The sequence below is a fragment of the Hominimerdicola aceti genome (genome assembly GCF_025567495.1).
In the GTDB taxonomy this organism is placed as follows: Bacteria; Bacillota; Clostridia; order Oscillospirales; family Ruminococcaceae; genus Hominimerdicola; species Hominimerdicola aceti.
Genome location: NZ_JAOQJZ010000002.1, coordinates 143,192 through 165,069, shown reverse-complemented (window position 1 = coordinate 165,069; position 21,878 = coordinate 143,192). Strand labels below are relative to the sequence as shown.

23 protein-coding genes are annotated in these 21,878 nt (G+C 40.1%); 11 read left to right on the top strand and 12 right to left on the bottom strand.

What is annotated here, in order from left to right; translation table 11 throughout:
- Nucleotides 1-59: 59 nt before the first annotated feature.
- A complete protein-coding gene (locus OCV57_RS02900) occupies nt 60-728 on the bottom strand; it encodes an NfeD family protein (protein ID WP_046441812.1) in 669 nt (222 codons plus the stop codon).
- Nucleotides 729-943: 215 nt separating this feature from the next.
- Between OCV57_RS02900 and OCV57_RS02895 the strand changes: the two genes are divergently transcribed.
- Complete coding sequence (locus OCV57_RS02895; RefSeq protein ID WP_215648910.1) at nt 944-1,480, top strand: helix-turn-helix domain-containing protein; 537 nt, start codon at nt 944-946, stop codon at nt 1,478-1,480.
- A gap of 9 nt (nt 1,481-1,489) precedes the next feature.
- On the top strand, nt 1,490-1,939 hold the full coding sequence (locus tag OCV57_RS02890; protein ID WP_267300406.1) for a hypothetical protein: 450 nt from the start codon (nt 1,490-1,492) through the stop codon (nt 1,937-1,939).
- A 364-nt stretch (nt 1,940-2,303) separates the two neighbouring features.
- Here the strand turns inward: OCV57_RS02890 and OCV57_RS02885 are convergent, their stop codons facing one another.
- The 6 genes from OCV57_RS02885 to OCV57_RS02860 all read right to left on the bottom strand — a co-directional run bounded on the left by OCV57_RS02885 (nt 2,304) and on the right by OCV57_RS02860 (nt 7,416).
- Nucleotides 2,304-2,942, bottom strand: coding sequence for an ATP-binding cassette domain-containing protein (locus tag OCV57_RS02885; RefSeq protein WP_267300405.1), 639 nt, complete (start codon nt 2,940-2,942; stop codon nt 2,304-2,306).
- Between the two features lie 16 nt (nt 2,943-2,958).
- On the bottom strand, nt 2,959-3,834 hold the full coding sequence (locus OCV57_RS02880) for a hypothetical protein (RefSeq protein ID WP_195220843.1): 876 nt from the start codon (nt 3,832-3,834) through the stop codon (nt 2,959-2,961).
- Between the two features lie 7 nt (nt 3,835-3,841).
- Nucleotides 3,842-4,714 (bottom strand): hypothetical protein, encoded by an 873-nt coding sequence (locus OCV57_RS02875; protein ID WP_267300404.1) that lies wholly within the window; start codon nt 4,712-4,714, stop codon nt 3,842-3,844.
- Entirely contained in the window at nt 4,711-5,706 is a 996-nt protein-coding gene (locus OCV57_RS02870) for a hypothetical protein (RefSeq protein WP_267300403.1), read from the bottom strand. The genes OCV57_RS02875 and OCV57_RS02870 overlap by 4 nt, the downstream gene beginning before the upstream one ends.
- An 8-nt stretch (nt 5,707-5,714) precedes the next feature.
- Entirely contained in the window at nt 5,715-6,911 is a 1,197-nt protein-coding gene (locus tag OCV57_RS02865) for a hypothetical protein (protein ID WP_267300402.1), read from the bottom strand.
- Between the two features lie 121 nt (nt 6,912-7,032).
- Complete coding sequence (locus OCV57_RS02860; protein WP_195389176.1) at nt 7,033-7,416, bottom strand: hypothetical protein; 384 nt, start codon at nt 7,414-7,416, stop codon at nt 7,033-7,035.
- 415 nt (nt 7,417-7,831) lie between these two features.
- Between OCV57_RS02860 and thyX the strand changes: the two genes are divergently transcribed.
- The 7 genes from thyX to OCV57_RS02825 are packed head-to-tail and all read left to right on the top strand — an operon-like array spanning nt 7,832 to nt 13,965.
- Nucleotides 7,832-8,605, top strand: coding sequence for an FAD-dependent thymidylate synthase (gene thyX / locus OCV57_RS02855; protein ID WP_046441875.1), 774 nt, complete (start codon nt 7,832-7,834; stop codon nt 8,603-8,605).
- Nucleotides 8,595-9,263, top strand: a complete 669-nt coding sequence (locus tag OCV57_RS02850) for a dTMP kinase (RefSeq protein ID WP_195249306.1) — start codon at nt 8,595-8,597, stop codon at nt 9,261-9,263. The genes thyX and OCV57_RS02850 overlap by 11 nt, the downstream gene beginning before the upstream one ends.
- A 10-nt stretch (nt 9,264-9,273) precedes the next feature.
- Nucleotides 9,274-10,179 (top strand): DUF2156 domain-containing protein, encoded by a 906-nt coding sequence (locus OCV57_RS02845; protein WP_038671998.1) that lies wholly within the window; start codon nt 9,274-9,276, stop codon nt 10,177-10,179.
- 19 nt (nt 10,180-10,198) lie between these two features.
- A complete protein-coding gene (locus OCV57_RS02840; RefSeq protein ID WP_022286914.1) occupies nt 10,199-10,741 on the top strand; it encodes a DJ-1 family glyoxalase III in 543 nt (180 codons plus the stop codon).
- Nucleotides 10,738-11,313, top strand: coding sequence for a 5-formyltetrahydrofolate cyclo-ligase (locus OCV57_RS02835; protein ID WP_195249305.1), 576 nt, complete (start codon nt 10,738-10,740; stop codon nt 11,311-11,313). The genes OCV57_RS02840 and OCV57_RS02835 overlap by 4 nt, the downstream gene beginning before the upstream one ends.
- Before the next feature lie 3 nt (nt 11,314-11,316).
- Nucleotides 11,317-12,723 (top strand): endolytic transglycosylase MltG, encoded by a 1,407-nt coding sequence (gene mltG / locus OCV57_RS02830; RefSeq protein WP_267300401.1) that lies wholly within the window; start codon nt 11,317-11,319, stop codon nt 12,721-12,723.
- A gap of 18 nt (nt 12,724-12,741) precedes the next feature.
- The gene (locus OCV57_RS02825; protein WP_267300400.1) at nt 12,742-13,965 is read left to right on the top strand and encodes a peptidase U32 family protein; all 1,224 of its coding nucleotides are present in this window, start codon (nt 12,742-12,744) and stop codon (nt 13,963-13,965) included.
- Between the two features lie 37 nt (nt 13,966-14,002).
- Here the strand turns inward: OCV57_RS02825 and OCV57_RS02820 are convergent, their stop codons facing one another.
- Nucleotides 14,003-14,983 (bottom strand): tyrosine-type recombinase/integrase, encoded by a 981-nt coding sequence (locus OCV57_RS02820; protein ID WP_117857230.1) that lies wholly within the window; start codon nt 14,981-14,983, stop codon nt 14,003-14,005.
- Between the two features lie 515 nt (nt 14,984-15,498).
- Here OCV57_RS02820 and OCV57_RS02815 point away from each other — a divergent pair.
- Nucleotides 15,499-16,173 carry a uracil-DNA glycosylase gene (locus tag OCV57_RS02815; protein WP_267300399.1) on the top strand — a complete coding sequence of 225 codons (675 nt, stop codon included), beginning with the start codon at nt 15,499-15,501 and terminating at the stop codon, nt 16,171-16,173.
- 44 nt (nt 16,174-16,217) lie between these two features.
- On the opposite strand, the gene OCV57_RS02810 is transcribed toward OCV57_RS02815, so the two are convergent.
- The 4 genes from OCV57_RS02810 to OCV57_RS02795 form a co-directional block, all read right to left on the bottom strand.
- The gene (locus OCV57_RS02810) at nt 16,218-18,512 is read right to left on the bottom strand and encodes a membrane-attack complex/perforin family protein (RefSeq protein WP_267300398.1); all 2,295 of its coding nucleotides are present in this window, start codon (nt 18,510-18,512) and stop codon (nt 16,218-16,220) included.
- Nucleotides 18,513-18,532: 20 nt separating this feature from the next.
- Nucleotides 18,533-19,306, bottom strand: coding sequence for a 23S rRNA (guanosine(2251)-2'-O)-methyltransferase RlmB (gene rlmB, locus OCV57_RS02805; protein ID WP_267300397.1), 774 nt, complete (start codon nt 19,304-19,306; stop codon nt 18,533-18,535).
- Between the two features lie 132 nt (nt 19,307-19,438).
- Nucleotides 19,439-19,699: a hypothetical protein gene (locus OCV57_RS02800; protein WP_267300396.1), complete on the bottom strand. Its 261-nt coding sequence runs from the start codon at nt 19,697-19,699 to the stop codon at nt 19,439-19,441.
- A 532-nt stretch (nt 19,700-20,231) separates the two neighbouring features.
- Nucleotides 20,232-20,915, bottom strand: a complete 684-nt coding sequence (locus OCV57_RS02795; protein WP_117876055.1) for a DUF6062 family protein — start codon at nt 20,913-20,915, stop codon at nt 20,232-20,234.
- Nucleotides 20,916-21,043: 128 nt separating this feature from the next.
- Here OCV57_RS02795 and OCV57_RS02790 point away from each other — a divergent pair, with 128 nt between their 5' ends.
- Entirely contained in the window at nt 21,044-21,847 is an 804-nt protein-coding gene (locus tag OCV57_RS02790) for a DNA-3-methyladenine glycosylase family protein (protein WP_117923643.1), read from the top strand.
- The last annotated feature ends 31 nt before the right edge of the window (nt 21,848-21,878 follow it).

Below are 21,878 nucleotides of genomic sequence, written 5' to 3'. Positions count from 1 at the left end.
CAAGACGGGTCATTTCACAGAATCGTTATGTTTAGCACCCCTTTGTTCTATCAATTCTTTTATTTTTCTATTACGACAGTATCTCCTTGCAAATCGATAATACGAACCTGAGTTCCTGTCTTTATAAGCTCATCACCATTGTTTATTGCAGTGACTTCTCTTAACTGTCCGTTTATCATAACATTCACTTTACCAAGCCCATGGTCTTTAGGTGGGCAGGGGATATAAACAGTAGCAGTTTCTCCTATAGCATTTTTATAATCAGCCGTACCGTTTTCAGCAAGTCTTGCAGAAAGTTGAACTATCTTTGCTACAAGAAGCATGGTCGCCAGACCCAGAACAAAACCGATAACTGTAGACAGTGCTGGATAAACACCTGAGCTTACAAGAACGATAGATGACCAGCTAAACACAGTGAAAAAAGCAACTATGGTCTGAAGCGTGAACATTCTCATAGAAGCAAAATCCGCAGGGTTTCCGCCGTCTACGTTGTGGTCACAGCCGATATCATGTGTACAGTGACCAATATCCACATCTCCGTGACCGCTGATGTTGGTATCAACATCAAGATCAAGACCTGACGTGTCGCTGAAATCGTGACCACTTCCACCATCATGAAAACCGAACATAGAAAGCAAAGTCTGCACAAGCAGTATAAGCGTTGACGGAAACGCTATACAATACAGCACTTTAAGTAAAAGCGACAAACCGTCCCACCATTCATTCATATAGCTTACACCTCCAATGTAAATATTATTTACGTTTATTATATACTCATTTATCTTATTTGTCAATAGATTTTCGACAATAATTAAAATTATTTTTTAGATATGGCTTAGCACAAAAAAAATTGTAAATTTTCCGTTAAACACTTGAAATCTGTTTTACTATCTGCTATCATATAAGTAAATGAAATTTACAGTAAATAAAGTGAGGCGATATAATGGAGAAAAATACTCTCGGCAAGAGGATAAAAGAGGCAAGGCTTGCAAAGAAAATGACTCAAAGCGAGGTAGTAGGTGATTTTATAACCCGCAATATGCTTAGTCAGATAGAGAGTGGCTCAGCAACGCCGTCGGTAAAGACCCTTGAATACCTCTGCAAGGTGTTGGAGATAGAGCCTAATGCCCTTCTGCCTGATGAAAACGACTCCAAAAACGCCCCTGACGCAGAGGGCTATATCAGTATACGGAAAGAATTTATAAACAAGAACTATAAGGCTGTTATAGAGTATGACGCTGATGACGAATTTTCAGATGAGATATGTGCGCTTAAGGCGAAAGCTTGCCTTATGGTGGCTAGGGAGTATTCAGGCTCTGACAGTGCCACGGATCTTCAAAAGGCGATAGACCTTGCCAAGCAGGCTTCTGAACTTTCAAAGCGTGGTATTTTTGCAGATGAAAGCGTTAAAAGCAAGGCTGACGAGCTTTTGAAAGCTAACGCTAAGCGTCTTAGCGACTATTACAGAAGTCTTTTGTAGGGTACAGTCATGGAATTTGTTATCATAGCCACAGTTGTTCTTGTGCTTGCCATGTGTCTTGGCGCAGACTTTGTTATAGTTTCTATAATGCTCATTGTTTTTCTTGTCGTCCTGCTACTGGTTATTTTTAGTTTCTTTGTATACTCTGCTGTAAAACTTACTGGAACGAAAAGCGTGAAAGGAAAGTTTGTGCGTTTCGGCAGGGCAGAGGGCAAGAAATTTGATACAGCGTTTTACAAGGTTAGTGATAGTGAGTATCCAAACGTATTCCCATGTGAGGTAGTAATGCGCTCAAAGATATACATACCCGATAAGGTCTGTAGGCTCAGATATGACGGCAAAAGAAATGAAGTTTTTGACCTGAATGCAGTTTGCTGTGTGATATTTGGACTTGTTCTTAGCATCGTATCGGCGGTGATGATGATATTTTTTCTACTAACAGTGATAGGCGTGAATTGAATGATTTTAGGCAGTAGGTTAGCTTGCTGCCTTTTTTGTGCATTTAAAAAGGCAATAGTGGGTGATTTAAAAGGCTATTTCAACTTCCGTGTTGATAAATGTAAACTTTTTCAGAAAACATGTTGTAATATATGACAATTTGGGATAAGGCTGTAGACAAATGGGGCGATTGGCAAGCTGCACAGCATATAGCTAAGAAATATGATGATGACGGATATCTTCGCAAGAAGGAATAGCACAAACAAAAATAAGCTGCTACAGAAAATCTGTGGCAGCTTATCCTATTTAGAACAGTCCTAATTTTAACCTATCAATATCGGCTCCTGATATCTGTTTGTACGAATCAATACTTATTCAGTCTATGTCACCTTACCTCCTCAATAACACCCTTATCCATTTCATGCACAGTATCGCACAGCACAGAAATGTCCTCCGCTGAGTGAGAGCAAATAAGGATAGTCTTGCCCTGCTCCTTGTATGAAAGTAGGTACTCACGCATTTCTTTTACACCGTCCTTATCAAGACCGTTAAACGGCTCGTCGAGAATGAGTATCTTTGGGTTTTCCATAATGGCTTGTGCAAGTCCCAAACGCTGCCGCATACCTAGACTATATTTGCGGACGTGTCGCTTTAGTTCGGGATCAAGTCCCACCTGTTTCATACTGCTTTTTATCTCATCTTTGCCAATCTTGTTGTTCAGCCCCGCAAGAAGTTTGAGATTTTTGTATCCACTGTAATATGGTATAAACCCAGGTGTTTCAATAATGATACCCATATCTTTCGGGAAGTCAACGTCCTTGCCCACCTGCTTGCCGTCAACGATAATCTCACCGCTCGTGGGCTTGATAAAACCACATATGCACTTCATAAGCATTGTCTTTCCGCTGCCGTTTCTGCCGATAAGTCCGTGTATCTTGCCCTCCTCAAAGGACACATTTATGTGCTTTAGTATCTCCGTTTTGCCAAGCGTAAGGCATACGTCATTTACATTGATGATATCCATTTTGTCCCCCTAATCCCTAACTTGCTATCTCTGCAACATTGTCGTAATTGAATTTTCTTATGGCGATAAAGCAGAACGCCAGCAGTACCGCTATAAATATGGCAAGATAGCTGACCGAAAAACTCATTGACATAACAGGCTCACGGAAATATTTTGTGTAGTGCAGCCATATTATGCTGTTCGCCATTGGCATTGTCCACATAAGCGTTGTCTTTATGGAGCAGAACGCTGTGCCTAAAGATATCACTGCTCCGCAAAGGACAAAGCCTACAGTCTTGTGTTTCACAAGTGAAAAGCTCAGCAGGATAAGCCCAATTATCATAAGGTATGCGAACACCAGCAGGTAGCTTTGCACTGCGGCTGAAAATACTGTGAGCTGATTGTAGAGATTTTCAGGGAGAAGCTGCACGCCGAAATTGCCCGAATGTTCAGGAAAGCGTGAAGCGAACTTTGTCGCCACGTTGCTCCAGCCGTTGTACCAAAAACCGTCTGAAAGCATTGGAAGCACTGCGCCCAAGAATATCACTGCAAGATAAGATAACGCCATAAAAATGAGCTTCAAAAGCTGTCCGAACAGCCAGTTCAGCCTGCCTACACGCATTATGTAGAAAACTGTGTTGGTGTCTATCTTGGGAAAATCTGCAATAAGTGTGAGAAAAACAAGTGGTATGATAAGAAGTATCGCACCTGAATTTGCTATGGCGATAAAAGGCTCAAGGATATTCAGCGGCTCGCCCATAAGCTCTGCGTTTGATTTAAGAGGCTCGATAGCAAAGCTGTAAATGAAGATAAGAAGCACTCCTAGGATTATCATTCGTGCGTCGCATATCCACTTTATGAACTCCGCCCTTGCACAGAAAAAGCTTTGCTTAAGGCTGAAATTTTTCATCATAGCTGACCTACACCCCCTTGTCCTTGCGCAAATTCATCACGATAATAAATCCTAGCAGGGCAACGATCGCCCCCGAACAGTTCACCGCAGTTATCCACTTTGCACTTCTGTCAAAGCTTTGTATATACAGAAAATTCGTCACAGAGCTTGGATAAAAGGCGTTTGCTCTATCAAAATCAAAGTTATCGTTGAAAAGATTTGCGTCTATTATCCTATTGAGCATTGTTGTGAGGACATAGTTGAGCATAAAGGGCAGGCAGGTTATGATATACGGATTTTTGCAGAAAGAGCTTAGGAAAAACGCAGGCAGAGTGGAAACTGCACCATATGCGAAAGCTACTGCAAGCATTTTGATTATGGTTTTACCTGTGCTGTCTTGCATTATGTATTTAAGCTGGTCGGCTGATACGTCAAACTCCGAAAGTGGTTGAAAAAGCACTGCACAGGCTATGCCGTAAACAGCTATACCTAGCATAACGGCAAGTCCGCCTGAGATAAGTGCGGATATGAATTTTGAAAGATAATATCTTAGCTTGCCTGTGCGAGATATGGTGAAACGCATCAGTCCGTTATTTCGCTCTGCACAGAAAGACACCATGAATGGAAATGCCACGACAATAGGCAAAAACATTGTGATATATCCCGAAAGTCCGTTTCTGAAAACCAGCACTGAGGACAGCATTGGGTCGGTGCGGAGGATATTTTTATCGAGAGTGAAAAGTGACTCGAACACCGAATATGATTTATCGGTGGCAAGGTCTGTATAGGCTGAGGAGGTGAAAGCAAGCACTGTTGTAAGCAGCACCGCACCTGCAAAGCCTATGTTTATTATGCTTTTGTTCAGGTCACATTTTATTGTGTTTAGAAGTTTTAGTTTCATTTCTCTATATCTCCGATCTCGGTGTAGATAAACCTACCAAGATTATTGCTGTCAGCTTTGACGTAGGCGAGATTTCCAAACTCATGCCCTGAGGGGTCATACTCCGCAGGGTCGGTGCAGATAACGGCATAATCAAAACTCTCCGACTTTCCGCTCCCAAAAAGATCTGTGGAGCAGTCAAGTATCACCATAACTTCAAGCCCCTCGCTAAGCTCCCCGTCGCAATAATATGTAGGCACTGTGCAAACTGTCTTGCCGTCTGTGAGCTTAATTTCGGCCGTGTTGTCGCCTATGGTCTGTACTGTGCCGAAAAAGCTGGGGAGGTCACGGTTTAGCTGTTCTTCATAGTTTTTCTCTCCATTTTCGTCATATTCGGCAACATACAGTTGATTAAGGATAAAATTATTGTCCTTGAAAAGATACCCCACATATACAACATCATCGACTTCATCGGGATAGTTTATTTTCTGATATACTATAAGATCGTTCAGGTCGGCTTTTAATGTTCTTTGTGGATCTGTAAATTCACAGGCAGATCCGCCCGTTCTTGTCATAGTACAAATGCCGCCGCTGTTTGAAAAAACTTTGCCGTTTTGACCTATAACATCACACAGCTTGATTTTAGTTATTCCATCATCAACGGTAAGAACAGCAGTGACCTTTTCACCAAGCTTATTGTTTATGATCTGTTCTGAGTGGAGCTTTGATCCAGGATAATAAACTATATCGTCTTTAAAGTTATCTCTTGAAAGCGGCAATGTATAGCTTTTGCCCTCATATGTGAATGTAAGCTGTTCATTCTCATATTTTTCTGTTTCCACAGTTATGTTCTCAAATTCCGAACTTGGCTTTGACACGGTGCTCTCCGGCATATTTGACACGCTGTCAACAGCAGAGAGATCCGACTGTGGTTTATTTTCCCCACAGGAAGTCAGAAAAATAACAGCAGAAAACACGATACACGAAAACGTCATAAACTTCTTTTGTTTCATGATCTACCTCACTGCATAAGCATATTTATATCAAACTCATAATCAAGATCGCCACTTTCAGCGTCAAGATAAATAAATCGCTGAATATTGCCTGCCGATGAATATTCATCACCTACTGGCATTTCATTTTCGGGAACATCCATAACAAACTCCCAGACCAAATGACTGTCAAATTTTATGCCTGCATCGTAGCAGCTTTGACCGTTTTTATTATCGTTAAGAGGGGTGAGTGTGTATTTAAGGTCAATGGCACTTATCTCCATTTTCTCATTAAAATCTGTAAAAGTATTTTCAATAAACCCCATTGCACTTGACAGGGAAATTATCTTATCAACAGATCTTTCTTTTTTTGGTATCAAGATACCGTTGCCGTTAGTAAGGCTGCCTATCTCGTCGCTTTTAAACATCTGCATATATATGCCCTGCGTGATATATTTCATTTTCGACATACTTTCATCAGACGTATCTGTCATTTGCACAAGATCGTCAAGCAATACGCCGTTGTATTTTTTAGACGCATGGATATCAAAAGAGTAAATGCCCTGATCGCTTTGTCTTACAATTATAGTTTTAACGGCTATCTCCAAGTCAGGTTCAAGATCGGCATAGTTCTTATCGAGCCAGTCCTGAGCAAAATCAGCTGCCTGCTTGATCGTGACTGAAGTTCCGTCCAGTTCATAGCTGTCTGAAAGATCGTCATCTCTGTCAATATGATAGATCTTGACTCTGTTTCCGCCGTTAAAGAGATCATCAAAAGCTGAGGGCTTGGCAAAACAGATAAAGCCGTTATTTCCAACGCAGCCATACATTTTCTCGTCATCGTCGCTAAGGCTGTAACTTACCATGCCGTCGCCGGTTTCATCATGAACTGTATTCTCACGGTCGAGAACATCCTTGCCAAAAATCCGGGTCATTATCTTTTCGTAATTTTCCTCATAATCCGATATCTGAGTAAAATCGACTTCACAGTAATCTTCGGGCAATTTTACACTGATATTTTCTCTCAGATCAAATTGAGTATAGCTTTTATCAAGAGCATTGTCTATGTCATCACTGAGTTTGTTGGAAGATATGTACTGTATAGCTGTGATCTCATTTCTCTCTTTACTGTCTTTCTCGGCAGAGAATCTTACGCTGTCAGGTGTCTGCGCACAGCCTGCAAGAACGACAGCCACCGCTGCGGCAAGTAATTTTAGATTTTTCATGTTTTTATCTCCCAGTCTAAAGTTATATGAAAAATATACAGATGCTAAGATAATACTGCACAGTTATATATACTGTGCAGTACATATATTAGCATTTATTCAGCGCTATTGCCCGAATTTATTAGCCTTTTATTGAACCATATGCAGAATATCCACCTGAACCGTAGTTTTTCAATGTTGCTGAAACAGTTATCTTAACACCAGTTTTTACATTTGCCTTTGTTTTCGTTGTAACACTTGAGACATTTGAGTTTATTCCCATGGGGTTGAACAAATTCACATAAGCAGAACCATTTCCTCTAGTGAACGATGTGATTTTCATCGTTTGTGTTGGCGTAGATGTATATACCGTCCAAGAATTCTTTGTAGTATTATCAGATGATGGTGCTCCGCTTGTATAATGGAGATTAATTGAACCAGAATATGCACTTGCACCGATTGCCATAGAACTCATCATCATAACAGCAGCACCCATAGCTGCGATTCTCTTAACGATATTTTTCATATTAAACGTTTTTTCATAATATAAGTGTGATTTTCTTCAAGTTTTGTTGCAAATTAATTTAACTTCATCATATCACACAATTATTGCAATGAATAATTGTGCATAATAAATATTTATATCTTCATTGGACTCAGCACATTTCTTTTTTTGCAATAGACTTTTTTATCTATGTACACATTATTTTAACACATATAACACCAAAAGTCACTATATTCTGCATATTTCTCTCATATGCACAAGAGCTTTGTATAGCTGAACAAATATTGCGTTCTAAATTATTTCATTTTACATAAGTTGATTGTGAAATATTTGTTAACATCAACACGGAAGTTGAAATAGCCATTTAAAATAAAATGTTGACTTGTAGGCTTTTTAATGGTATAATATAAAAAATATGTGGAAAGGATCATATATGATGAGAGTTGAGCTTATTACCCATACACCTGAGCCTGAAAAGGTGGTTGCTACTGCTGCAAAACTTTGCTATTCAAGCAGTGATATCGCCTCGCTTAGAGAGGGCCTTACGGAAGAAAAAACAAAGAGCTTTATTGAAAGGCTCGTATCTATTGGTCACGAAAGCCCTATGGAACACGTTTCTTTTACTTTTGGCATAGAGGGGATATCCCGTGCCTGCTCTCATCAGTTGGTAAGACACAGAATTGCGTCTTATTCTCAAAAAAGCCAGCGTTATGTAAATGAAAGCGGCTTTGAGTTTATCACGCCACCATCAATAGAGGCTGTGCCAGAAGCAAAGGCTGAATTTGACAAGCAAATGGATCAGCTACTTGAGTGTTATAATAAGATTGCCGACATACTTACAAATACACATGAAAAGGCGTTTTTAGAGCAGGGTATGTCTGAAAAGGACGCACTTAACAAGGCTAAGAAAAAAGCCTATGAGGACGCAAGATTTGTTCTTCCTAACGCTTGTGAAACAAAGATAGTTGTGACAATGAACGTCAGAACACTGTTTAATTTCTTCCAGCATAGATGCTGTAACAGAGCACAATGGGAGATAAAGGCTGTGGCTGATGAAATGCTCAGACTTTGCAAGCAGGCCGCTCCTGAGCTTTTCAAGAACGCAGGTCCGTCATGTGTAATGAAAGGCAAGTGTCCAGAGGGCGCAATGAGCTGTGGAAAAATGGCTGAAGTAAAGAAAATTTACGGAGAAATGAATAATGTTGAATAGATCTGGACTTATAGTTCTTGAAGGACTTGATGGAAGTGGAAAATCAACTCAGTTTGAAAGGCTTTCTGCTTATTTCAGTGAAAATGACATAAAGCATAAGGCTATAAGCTTTCCTGACTATGATAATCCGTCGTCTGCGTTGGTAAAGATGTATCTTAATGGTGAGATAGGCAAAACGCCTGCTGACGTGAATGCCTACGCAGCTTCAAGCTTTTACGCTGTTGACAGATACGCTTGCTACAAACAATTTTGGGAGCATGACTATAAAGAGGGAAGTCTTGTACTTGCAGCGAGATATGTTACGTCAAACTGCATTTACCAGATGACAAAACTGCCGAAAGAGCAGTGGCAAGATTTTATAGGCTGGCTTGAAGATTACGAGTATGACAAGCTTGGGCTTCCAAGACCTGACAAGGTGATATTCTTGGATATGCCAATAGAGATATCTCAAAAGCTGATGTCGGGAAGATACGGCGGAGATGAAAGCAAAAAGGATATCCATGAAGCAAATGTGGAGTATCTGAAAAAATGCCGTGAAGCCGCTTTGTTTACCGCTGAGAAACAGGATTGGGATATTATTCCTTGCAGCGACGGAAGCGAGCCTTATACAAAAGATAAAATTTTCGGAGATATTCTGGGGTTAATCAATAGAAAGTAATGTGTGTTTAATGTTTGATTTCAGAAAAATAAGTTTTGAGGACAAAGAATGGATAACCAAGTGTCTTGCAGTATCAGATTTCAGAGGAGCAGAATATTGCTTTGCAAATAATATGGCGTGGCAAAGACTTAATGACACTGTAATAACACATCATGGTGATTTTTATATAAGCTGTTCCTTTGAGGACGGTCAGCCGTATTTTACATTTCCTGCGGGCGTTAAAATAGACGTTGAGGGCAAAGAAAAATATATCAGGCTTTTTGATGAGCTTAAAGAATATGTTTCCGCCCATGGAAAGCCGCTTATCGTATCTTCTGTAACAGATGATAACCTAAGCTGGATAAAAGAATATTATGGTGATAAAATCATCTGCGAGTATGATAGGGACAGTTCAGACTATATTTACAATGCTTCCGACCTTATCGAGCTTAAAGGCAAAAAGTATCACGGCAAGCGTAACCACATAAAGCGTTTCATGGACGAGCCTTGGGAATACAGAGAGCTTACTGATAAGGAAATAGACAGCTGTATTGAATTTTCGGCTGAGTTTTATAATAAGAATGACAACGCTGACGATCCTTCGGCGGTGGTTGAGCAATATGCTATTGATCTTTTTCTTACGAATATGGATAGGCTCGGACTTAAAGGCGCTGTGCTTTACAGAAATGATAAAATGACAGGCTTTACGGTTGGTGAACAAATAAATTCGGATACCTTTGTGGTGCATATAGAAAAAGCACTCGCTGACGTTCAGGGGGCATATCCTATGCTGTGTAGTCAGTTTGCGTCGCATAATGCAAAGGGTCTCAGTTTCATCAACAGGGAAGAGGATCTAGGAATAGAGGGCCTTAGAAAGTCAAAGCTTTCTTATAACCCTGCTTTTCTTTTGAATAAAAATGTAATTACTTTCAGATGATCGAAAGGAGTCATTTGTTATGGTTTATGTATTTCTTGCCAATGGTTTTGAGGAAATGGAGGCTCTTGCCCCTGTGGATCTGCTCAGACGAGCAGGCGTTGAAGTTTTTACTGTAGGTGTAGGCTCTGATATGATAGTCAGCTCACACAACATTCCTGTCAAGACCGATACAACAGTGGATAAGATAGTTCTTAATGACGAGCTCGAAATGATAGTTCTCCCAGGTGGTATGCCGGGTACTTTAAATCTTGAAGCAAGCCCTGATGTGCTTGGTGCAGTTGATTACTGTGCTGATAATAACAGATACATTGCCGCAATATGTGCCGCTCCGTCCATAATCGGTCATAAGGGTCTTCTTGACGGCAGATATGCAACTTGTTTTCCAGGCTATGAGAAAGATCTTAAAGGTGCGATACATTCTGCCAGACTTGTGGCTGTTGACGGTAAGTTCATCACTGCAAAGGGCGCAGGCTGCAGCATGAAGTTTGCACTCAAGCTTGTAGAGCTTCTTGTTTCAAAAGAAAAGGCAGAAGCCCTTGAATCAGGTATGCAGAGCAAATGACAGATAAAAAAGCTTTAAGAAAGCATTTCAAAGAGATACGTCTTAGTATGTCTGCGGAAGAAAGAAAACAGGCAGATGTGGCTGTTCAGCAAGCTTTCCTTGACAGCGAGGAGTATAAAAGCTGTACAACTGTGCTTGCATATGTTTCCTCTGATATTGAAGTGTCTACGGCGGAGATAATAAGAAAGGCGCTAAAGAGCAAGATAGTGCTATGCCCGAGATGTGAAAAAAACGGCAATATTATGTATTTTTACAGAATAAACAGCACCTATGATCTCAAAGAGGGTAGGTTTGGCATTTTTGAGCCTGATGAAAGTTGTGAGAAATACTGCGTTTTTGACAATGCATTGTGTATCGTGCCTGCGCTTTCGTATGATAAAGACGGATACAGGCTTGGCTTTGGTATGGGCTTTTATGACAGATTTTTGGCTGATTATAATGGCATGAAGCTAGGTTTATGTTACGATAACTGTATGTCAGAAAGTTTTTGTCATGACGGCTATGATATCTCTGTAGACAAGGTATTTACTGATAAGGATATATATACTATAAACACAAAGGAAAGGAAGTAAATAATGGACGATCTGAATTTTAATGTTGACGATATAATAAATGATGTCAACGCAAAGATAAAGTCTGCCGAGAAAAATGAAGCGGACGAAGAAAGCGTTGAAGCAGAGCCTATCGCTGACACTGAGAACAGTTCCGAAGACTGTGAACAGGCAGATAATACTGACGAGAAACCACAGTCACAGGAAACTCCAGAAGCGACCGATGACAAGCCTGGACCTATCCTAGCTTTTCACGAGGACAAGTCAGAGGAAGACAAAAGCGAGGAAGACGAGGATAAAGGGCCTGAGAAGCCCGAAAAGCAAGAAAAAAAGTCAAAAAGCGGCAAGAAGAAAAAGAAAAAAAGAAAGAAAAGCAAGGTGAATAATTCGGTGTTTGGCGGAATTATACTTGTTATAGTAATTCTTACAGTCTCTTTAGTGCTTGCAGTGGGCGGCATTTCTATTGGCATGGAGTATTATGGTATCGGAAAAACTGACGAGGATATCAGATTTAATATCCCTGCAGGTTCAACAAACAGTGAGATAGCTGATATACTTGTAAATGAGGGAGTTATAAAGAACAAAAAGCTGTTTATGCTTGCTTTGAAATTTGAAAAGCCTGCAGCTATATATCCTGGTGATATCACACTTCAGCCATCAAGCGGATATTCTGAAATAATCGAAAAACTTTCACAAATGAGAGAGTCATACAAGACTGTAAGCATTACATTCACAGAGGGAGAAAATCTTCTTGACATAGCTAAAAAGCTTGAAGATAATGAGGTCTGCACTGCTGACGACTTCCTGTTTGAATTCAATAAAAATCAAGGCTTTGACTTTGAAAATGATGTTGATGATAACGGCGATATGTTCTATCGCATGGAAGGCTATTTCTATCCTGATACATATGAGTTTTATGTGAATGACAGCGCAGGAAACGTTACCAAGAAGCTTAGAGAGCAGTTTGAAAAGAAATACAAAACTGTCAAAGCTAAGATCAAAAATTCCGGTATGTCACTTAACGAAGTTATGACCCTTGCTTCTATCGTTCAGCTTGAAGCCGCTTCTGAGGACGAAATGCCAAAGGTAGCTTCGGTATTCCTGAACAGACTTGACGACCCTGACACCTATCCTATGCTCCAGTCTGATACAACAACAAATTATATTAAGAATGTTATAAAGACCGAGGCTGACAACACAGCTTCTATCGAGCATTATACCGAGTGTTATGATACCTATAAGTGCAAGGGCTTGCCGGCAGGACCAATATGCAACCCTGGTATGGCTGCAATAAACGCTGTTCTTGAGCCTAAGAAGACTGATTACTATTACTTCTGTAATAATCTTAAGACGGGCGAAACATTCTATGCAAAGACACTTGACGAGCATGAGGAAAATCTTGTTAAGGCTGGACTTGCAAAGAAAAAGTAATAAAGGATTGAATTTTTAATGACTGAAAATAATTTGCTTGAAGTTCTTGCTCCTGTGGGAGATATGGAACGTCTGTATGCGGCGCTGGATTTTGGTGCTGATGCAGTTTATCTTGGAGGTACGGCTTTCGGAATGAGAGCCGCCTCTGCAAGCTTTGACGCTGAGCTTCTGAAAAAAGCCTGTGACGAGGCTCACAGCAGGGGTAAGCGTGTGTATCTGACCTGCAATACGCTTCCTCATAATGACGAGATAGTGCATTTAGAGCAGTTTGTGAATGACGCTCTTGCGGCAGGCGTTGACGCTATGATAGCCAATGACATCGGTGTTTTCTCACTGATAAAAAAATATGCACCCGATATGGAGATTCATGTTTCCACACAGGCTGGTATAGTAAATTATGTTACTGCAAATGAATTTTATAACATGGGTGCTAAGAGGGTAGTGCTTGCAAGAGAGCTTTCTCTCGAGGAGATCGCCGAAATAAGAGCAAAGACCCCTAAAGATCTTGAGATTGAGTGCTTTGTACATGGTGCAATGTGCGTAAGTTTTTCAGGCAGATGTTTGCTTTCCCAGTACCTTGTAAACCGTGACGCAAATCGTGGCGAATGCGCACAGCCTTGCCGCTGGGGATACCACCTTATGGAAGAAAAGCGCACCAATGAGTTTTATCCTGTTTTTGAGGACGAAAAAGGAACTTATATCCTCAACGCCAAGGATATGTGTATGCTCAACCACATTGATAAGCTTGCAGAGGCAGGCGTGAACAGCTTTAAGATCGAGGGCAGAGCTAAATCTTCGTATTATGTGTCCGTTATCACAAATGCCTACAGAAAGGCTATGGATATCTATAAGTCTGATCCGAAGCATTTTGAGTTGCCACAGTGGCTTAAGGATGAAGTTTTCAAGGTAAGCCACAGAGCATACTGTACAGGATTTTTCTTTGGTCACCCAAAGGAGAGCCAGTATTACGAAAACGGCGGGTATATTCGTGAATATGATGTTGTGGCTGTGGTTGACGGTTGTAGCGGTGGAAGAATATACTGTACTCAAAAAAACAAATTCAACAAGGGCGACGAGATTGAAGTGCTTTCACCTGTTGGTAGCCCTGTGAAGTTCACCGTGGAGGAAATGTTTGATGAATACGACAACTCCATAGATACTGCAAACCATGCAGCTATGAAGATGTCGATAAGATCAGATCTGACATTCCCAGAACATTCTATAATTCGTATGAAAAAATAGCAAAAAAGCCATGTGATTTTCCTCACATGGCTTTTGTTTACTTCTTTTTCTTTTCAATTTCTTCAGACAATGGATTCGACTCCATGGCCTTTTTGATGTTTTCATCAGATAAATGGGTGTATATCTCAGTGGTCGCAATGCTTTTGTGACCGAGTATATCTTTCAGTACAAGAGTATCTACACCGCCGTGTTGGTACATTAGGGTTGCGGCTGTATGCCTGAGCTTGTGGGTGGTAATACCCAAATTGCTAAGTCCTGCACGCTGGAGCTGTTCATCTACTATTTGTTGAACACGTCGCTTATTTATCCTTGTTTTGTTAGCTGATAAAAAAATGGCAGTTTGTTCCACATGGGGGCGGGTAGTGTCAATATACTCATCAAGTGCAGAAACACAAGCGTCGTTAAGATAAATAATGCGCTCCTTGCGGCCTTTGCCGAGGACACGCAGAGTTCTGTTATCTCGGCTGTAATCGCTTAAATTCAAGCCCACAAGCTCGCTCAGACGCATACCGCAGTTAAGGAACAGAGTAATGATACAATAATCACGCACCTGATTTTTAGAGTCGATATTACGCAGAAGCTCAAGGCTTTGTTCAAGGGACAGATATTTAGGCAAGGCTTGATTTATATGTGGCAATTCAAGATCATCAAGCGGATTGTTTGAAATAATCTTGGCTTTTTGGCAAAGATAAACATAGAATTGTTTCAACGCTGAACATTTTCTTGCACGGGTTTTGGTGGAATTATTGCGCTCATCTTTGAGATACTTTAAATAAACATAAGCATCGTTTAGTGAAAAGCATTCGAGCCATTCTATTGGCGTTTCTTTTATTTTTATTTTATTGAAAGGCGTTTCGGCTGGAACTGCATGGTGCTTGACATTAAGATATCGCAGAAATGTTCGGATATCAATAAAATAAGCTTCTTCAGTGCGGTCAGAACGGTCTTTGACAACTTTCATGTTAGTTAGAAAATCGTCAAGATAATATGGGCAATCATCTACATATGCTTGTTTCATTTATATCTATTCTCCTTATTTATCACTTCTCTAAGTTTCACTAAATTTTTATTTAGTGAAACTTTCTGTACACGCTGTGCGAGGGGCTGTTTGTGGCTCTTTTATGCTTTGTCGGCTCTCTCCGTTGTGCACTGCTTTAAGTATACACCCTACTTTGTGGGCTGTCAAGCTATACTACATTTGCGGTAATCCCTTGACAACTAAATTTATGATATCATATAAAGCAAGGCGAGGTTAAAACCTTGCTCATATGATATTTTTTTTCGTATAGCAGTTGCTTACTTACGAACCTTTGCGAGCCACTTCATTATTTTTTTGAACAAATTATTTTATAAATTTCCTCCAAACAGTTGATTTTACAGCGAAAATATGATAAAATTATAGTAGTATATTTTATGAAAGGAACGATAGTTAATGAACGACAAGAAACCTATGGTCATGAGAATACTCGTTCTCGCTTTGGTTGCCGCACTTATACTCGGTCTGATCGTCGGAACTGTCATTAGTGCTGTATAATGGTGCATATCGGAAATAGCTGGGACGATATTCTGGCTGATGAGTTTAAAAAGGAATATTATTTGAAACTCCGTGAATTTTTGAAATACGAATATTCACACTTCACTGTTTATCCTGATATGCATGATATCTTCAATTCATTGAAGTACACGCCTTATGAAAACGTCAAGGCTGTTATCATTGGACAGGATCCTTACCATGGTCCGGGACAGGCTCATGGTCTTTGTTTTTCCGTTAAAGCTGATGTTAATCCACCACCTTCTTTGCAGAATATTTTTAAAGAACTTAATGCTGATCTTGGTATCTCTATCCCTAATAATGGCGAGCTTACCGATTGGGCTAAGCAGGGCGTGCTGATGATGAACACTGTTCTTACTGTTCGTCAGGGTCAGCCTAATTCTCATAAGGGTAAAGGCTGGGAGCAGCTTACTGACGCTGTAATAAAAAAGCTTAATGAGCGTAATGTGCCTACTGCGTTTATCCTTTGGGGTGGCAATGCTAAGGCTAAGGCACCACTTATAACGAACCCTATTCATGCAGTATTCAAGGCAGCTCATCCATCTCCATTGTCTGCGTATAATGGTTTTTTCGGATGCAGGCATTTTTCTAAGGTTAACGATTTCCTTGTAAGTAACAATATTCAGCCAATAGATTGGACAATAAGCAATAAGTAAAAAAATAACCTCGGTTTGTATCACTACAAGCCGAGGTTTTATTTTTATAGTTTTTTGATGTGCTGTATAATCAACGCTACTCCCATTACAATGAGGTTGTAGACGATAACTAGCGTTGGAGTAAGCTGAACAAATGAACCTGCCAGCATCATTATAAGGGCTATGAGCGCCGCAAGTATCGTTGCACCATACATCACTGACGCACCAAGTTCTGCGGTAAATTTGAGCCTTTTTGCGCCTATCACAAGCATTGCAAATGACGGAAAATGTCCGCTGCAAAGCATTGATGAAGCCTGACGTGGAACGTACTCGGTTTCGCTTTCGTAATCCTTGTGATATCTGAAGCTGAGAAGCTTAACGCTGTCGCTTTCAATATCAAAGAGGTCAGAGAGAAAACGCTGTGAAAGAAAGCCGTCAACTGTTCTTATTACTGTTGTGATACCTTCAAGTTCAAGCTCCTGAAGCCAACGTGTAACGGACAGATTAGGCGATACCTGAATAACGAACATTGCTGCTGTTATTCCAGAAATAGAAAGATAGACAGCAACATTCCCATTTGTATACTCCTTCTCTTTTGCTTCTGACGGCAGACCGTCAATAGAATGGTTTTCCATAAGCTCTCTTGTACCAAGAAGTACACGTTTGTTTTCTATCCAGCCCGAAAGTCCAAGACCGTCCTCATAAATGTAGCTTTCAACAGGATAAAGCAACTCAGTCTTGCCTCTGAGCATTTTGTAGAATGTAGACTTAAGAACACTTCCCGATTGACAGCTAAGGCTTGCCGCCATTAAAATGCAGTCTTCAATAGAAATAGCTGAGAGAAGCTTAAGGTTTGCAAGCTCAATGCTTCCTTTAGGGAAAAGCTGTTCAGCGTCAACAAGAAGTGAATTTGTGTCAGCAAATTCATCAACAGAAGAATATCCCAGCATTACCGCTGAATACTGCAAATACTTCTTTGTAGCTCTTGCCAAAGGTACATTTACTATAAGCATTACCGCAAACGAAGAACACATGGTAACAGTGCCTGAAAAAGCCGCAAGTGCTATGAACAAACGTTCTTTCATGTTTGACGCACCCTTATCAAATATAAGTGACAAAAGTGCTATAACAACGCCTGCAATGAGGATATAAGGACTTATTTTCTTTGAATACTCATCTGAGATATCAGAAGTGTAGCTGTTCTTCATGAAATCGTCCACAAACTCGGTTTTGCGCATAGCTGCTATCTTTGGCTCTGCAACAGCGCCTCTTGTGAAGTTTTCGGCTATTTCCTCATCTTCAACGGATGTAACTGCATATCTCTCAAAATCTCCTGCAACGTACCTAAAATTACGCTCAGTACGTTTTACCACCATAAGTTTTCCAAGAGTATTGAATATCAGACCCACGATTGCAACGGATATGTAAACATGGTAAACACTGTCACGAATAGACTCAGGGTCAAATAGATTTATTATTCCTGCAATGACTGTAATAAAAATACCTATCGCTGCTATTGTATCATTATCTGCCTCTTTTTTAAATAGGCTTTTTATTCCTGCAAGAAGCACGTTATAGCACACCGCTATAGAAATAAGACCCAAAATAGTGTTTGCAAACAGATATGCCGCAGGGGTTATAGTTCTGTCAAATGTCTTTATAAGAGGCAGTTCCAGGTCATTTGCAACCGTTATGAATGTGCTGAAAATGCCCGTAAACAGAAGTACACAAAGCCTTAGAACAAGGTTGCTCTTCACATGACGGATAGAGCCAAAGACCTTTTCGGCGTCATCAAACTTCTTAAACTCCGTCTGCCCTGCCTTGTCTTTATCGTTTGTATCATCACTGTCAGGCTCGCTTTCCTGCTCGTTAGTTTTAAGAACAAAGCTGTCAACTTTCTTCTTTCTGTGCTGTGACAATATAGAGGATTTTTCCTCATAGGTGGCGTCATCAGGGATAAGTGCCTTGTCAAACTCCTCTGTTTTCGGGATTATTTTTCCCGTCAGTCCCATTTTGATATCTTTAAGGCTTGCCCTGTTCACAGGCGGAATGCTCTGCTTTGCAGCCTTGCCTTTTTTATGTTTGGTGAGATTATTTATAAGTGCAGCATTTTCCTCATTACGTTTTTTCTCATTCGTATGATCTGCCGCCAGTTCATCATCAAAATCTGTTGCTTTTATTGGATCATAGCCGTCACTATCTATATCGCTGGTATCATTATCTTTTTCAATACTCTCATCAATATTAGTATCTTCATTTAAAATTTCATCGTTTTCCTGTGACTCGTCAGTCTTTAAATCGTTTTCAACTTTTTCGCTGTATTCTGAAATTATATCGTCTATTGAGAATTTATCAGCCAAAGCTTTAACCTCCCTGTTCCTTATAGATTTCTCTGTCTTACGGCTTCATACATAAAAATGCCCGCCGCAACGGAAGCATTCAAAGAATTGACTTTGCCTGCCATAGGCAAACTAAGCAAAAAATCACATTTATCTTTTATTAAACGTCCCATGCCGAAGCCCTCAGAGCCGACTATCAGCCCTATAGGACCAGTTAGCTTAACTTCAGTATAGCTCTGTCCCTCGCCGTCAGTTCCGTATATCCACACACCGTTTTCTTTAAGCATATCAACAGTTGCTGCAAGATTTGAAACTCTTGCAACAGGCAACCAGCTTGCTGCACCTGCTGACGTTTTGAAAACAGTTGCGTTCAATGATGCACTTCTTCTCTTTGGAATGATAACGCCGTGAGCACCTGCCGCCTCAGCCGTTCTGATTATTGCACCAAGATTGTGCGGATCTTCTATCTCATCGCAAATAATAATGAAAGGATCCTCTCCCTTTTCATTTGCGATGCTGAGAATATCCTCCGGAGACACATACTCCGCACACGCACCCATAGCAATAACACCCTGATGTGAAGCTCCCCTGCTCATATTGTTGAGTTTTGTTTCGGTAACACGCTTGACATTTATGCCTTTTTCCTTTGCAAGTCTACAAATAAGTGTTATAGAGCCTTTAGCCTCAGGGTTAATATAGATAGTGTCGATCAGCTTATTTGCTTTTAAAGCCTCGATAACAGGGTTTCTGCCAATTATAAGCTGCAGTTCATTTTCTTCGTCTAAATTATTATTTTTATCTTGATAATTACTCATTGAATTTTCCTTTTCAAAAAAATATACTACTCGTAATTATACCACAAAAAAAACATAATGCCAATAGTAAACAGGCTTTTTATATAGACTTTCGACGATTTACACAAATTTTATCAATGATATTTATGCTTATCACATACACAATGCGATAAGCAGCAGAACAAGCATTGCCACACCCATTATAGTTGATATCACAGCCACAGAGTTGAATTTTCTGTTTGTCGAAAACATCTTGTCCCCCGTTATCGCACTTGCGATATCAACAGCATTTTTTCTTAAAATATCAGGGTGAAGATGATTTTTATTTGCATTTACAAATAATAGAATCTTATCAAAACATTCATTTTCTGTACACTTTATTTCGATGATTTGTTTATTAATCCCTTTGAGCATGACAGTCAACTCCTCTAAATACCAATTACTTGATTATATTACTGATTGTTGGCATTTAAAAAGTGCAATATTCAACATTTCAACGCAAAAATGTTGAATATGAAAAGTTTTCAACATTCGTAGGGGCATTTTCTGTTGAAAACCATGTTGAAAACGTTGAAAACTCATGGTTTTATCGGTATTTGCAGGCTGTTGAAAACTTCATATTACAACGAAAATCGACCATTCAAACGAAAAAACGCTAACTTTTGGGAACAAATACACACGAGAATGTTACGAATATATTAACATACAAACTTGTCTGTTGAAGGCTATTTGTCAGCAGTGGAATAACCGCACTTTACATAATTTTTGAATTTGTTTGAGAATAAATTTACAATGCTAGATCCAAAGTACAAAAAAATGACCCGATCAAAGAACAATGACCTATTAAATGATATAAGCTGATCTTCTGTACATATAATTGTACTTTTACAATGTTCTGCATAAAATCTAAGCTGTAACCATTGTAACGAAAAGTAACGAAAATTTCTTATCTTGTGGTAAGAAATTTTATAGCACGCTCTATGGAGTCTTTTGAGTTTCCCCAATCGGCATTTGCTCCTGTGTTACGGTAGTCATACATCTTACAGTAGTGTGATACGTCCGCTTCAAGAGTGTCAAGATATTTGCTTGTCAGCTCGCCGCAAGCGTCAATAAACTGCTTCTGATATTTCTTATCCATATTTTCAGTACACATAGACACTAAAAGGTCATAGTGCGGCAGACAAAGCATTTCCTGCTGAGCAAAAAGATCTCTGAAATCACGCTGTTGAACATACATCTCAAACAGCGTAACGAGTATCCTTGACATTCCCCAATCCACCTTGCTGCATACAAAACATTCGTTATTTACTGCGCTGACTTTCTTTTGCTTTGCTGTCTTGCCCTCGAACATTTTCTTTCGTGTGAAAATATGCTTTTGCATATCCTGCAAATGTGATTGAAGCATAAGCGCAAGTGACAGTCTATTTTTGCAGGCTCTCATCTGTTCAAAATGTGTTTTGCAGAAACCGAGCTTATTGGTCTCTATACGCACGTCTGGCTCCATCATAGCCGCTCCCATTATGTACTCAACAGTTCTCTGCTCCAACGTATCACGCAGGCGGCATATTGGACAGCCGCATTTCGGCTCAAATATATCTGTGACAGGTATTGTCAGAATGCTTTCTCTCATATGATCTATCCTTTCTTAGATATGTTTATTTTATCCGCTTGAAAAATACTCATATTTATAGTATAATATTTTTTGTAGAATTTTGCAAGTAGATTCGATGATTTTATAATAAATAGGAGCTGAATTTTATGGATTATACACAAAGCGGCAGTGACATTTTGCTGAAACAGCCTGATTTTGGACTAGATGACACACTTGATTGCGGACAGGCTTTTCGCTGGGAGAAGATAGATAAAAAAACTTACAGCGGAGCTTTCCTTAACAACAAACTTACCATAAGCGAGGAACCCGAAAATGGCGTGTTTAGGCTTCATGACACTACTGTGCAGAACTTTGAAAACATTTGGATCGATTATTTTGACCTGAATACTGATTATGGGGAGCTTAAACGCCGCTTCTCTGAGAACGAAACTCTGTCAAAAGCCTGCTCATTTGCAGGCGGCATAAGAATACTCAGGCAGGACAGTTGGGAGGCGTTATCTTCCTTTATAATAAGTCAGAATAACAATATCCCAAGGATAAAGGGCATTATAGGACGTTTGTGTGAACATTATAGCGGCTACCCTTCTGCTGAAGATATGGCAGATGAAACTATAGACAGCCTTGCGTATCTGCGTTCAGGGTTCAGAGCAAAATATCTTGTTGACGCCATTGAAAAGATTTTGAGCGGTGAGATAGACTACCAAAAGATAAAAGAAATGCCCCTTGACGATGCACGAAACGAGCTTATGAAGATCAAGGGTGTTGGTCCGAAAGTTGCTGATTGTACACTGCTTTTCGGCTTTTACAAAACGGACGCTTTCCCAAAAGACGTGTGGGTGAAGCGAGTGCTTGCACAGTGGTATCCGAACGGACTTCCCTCTTGTGTGAAGGGTGTCGAGGGCATTGCACAGCAATACCTATTCCACTACATAAGAAATACCCAGAAATAACAAAAGACCCGATCGTAGAGTTTTCCACGGT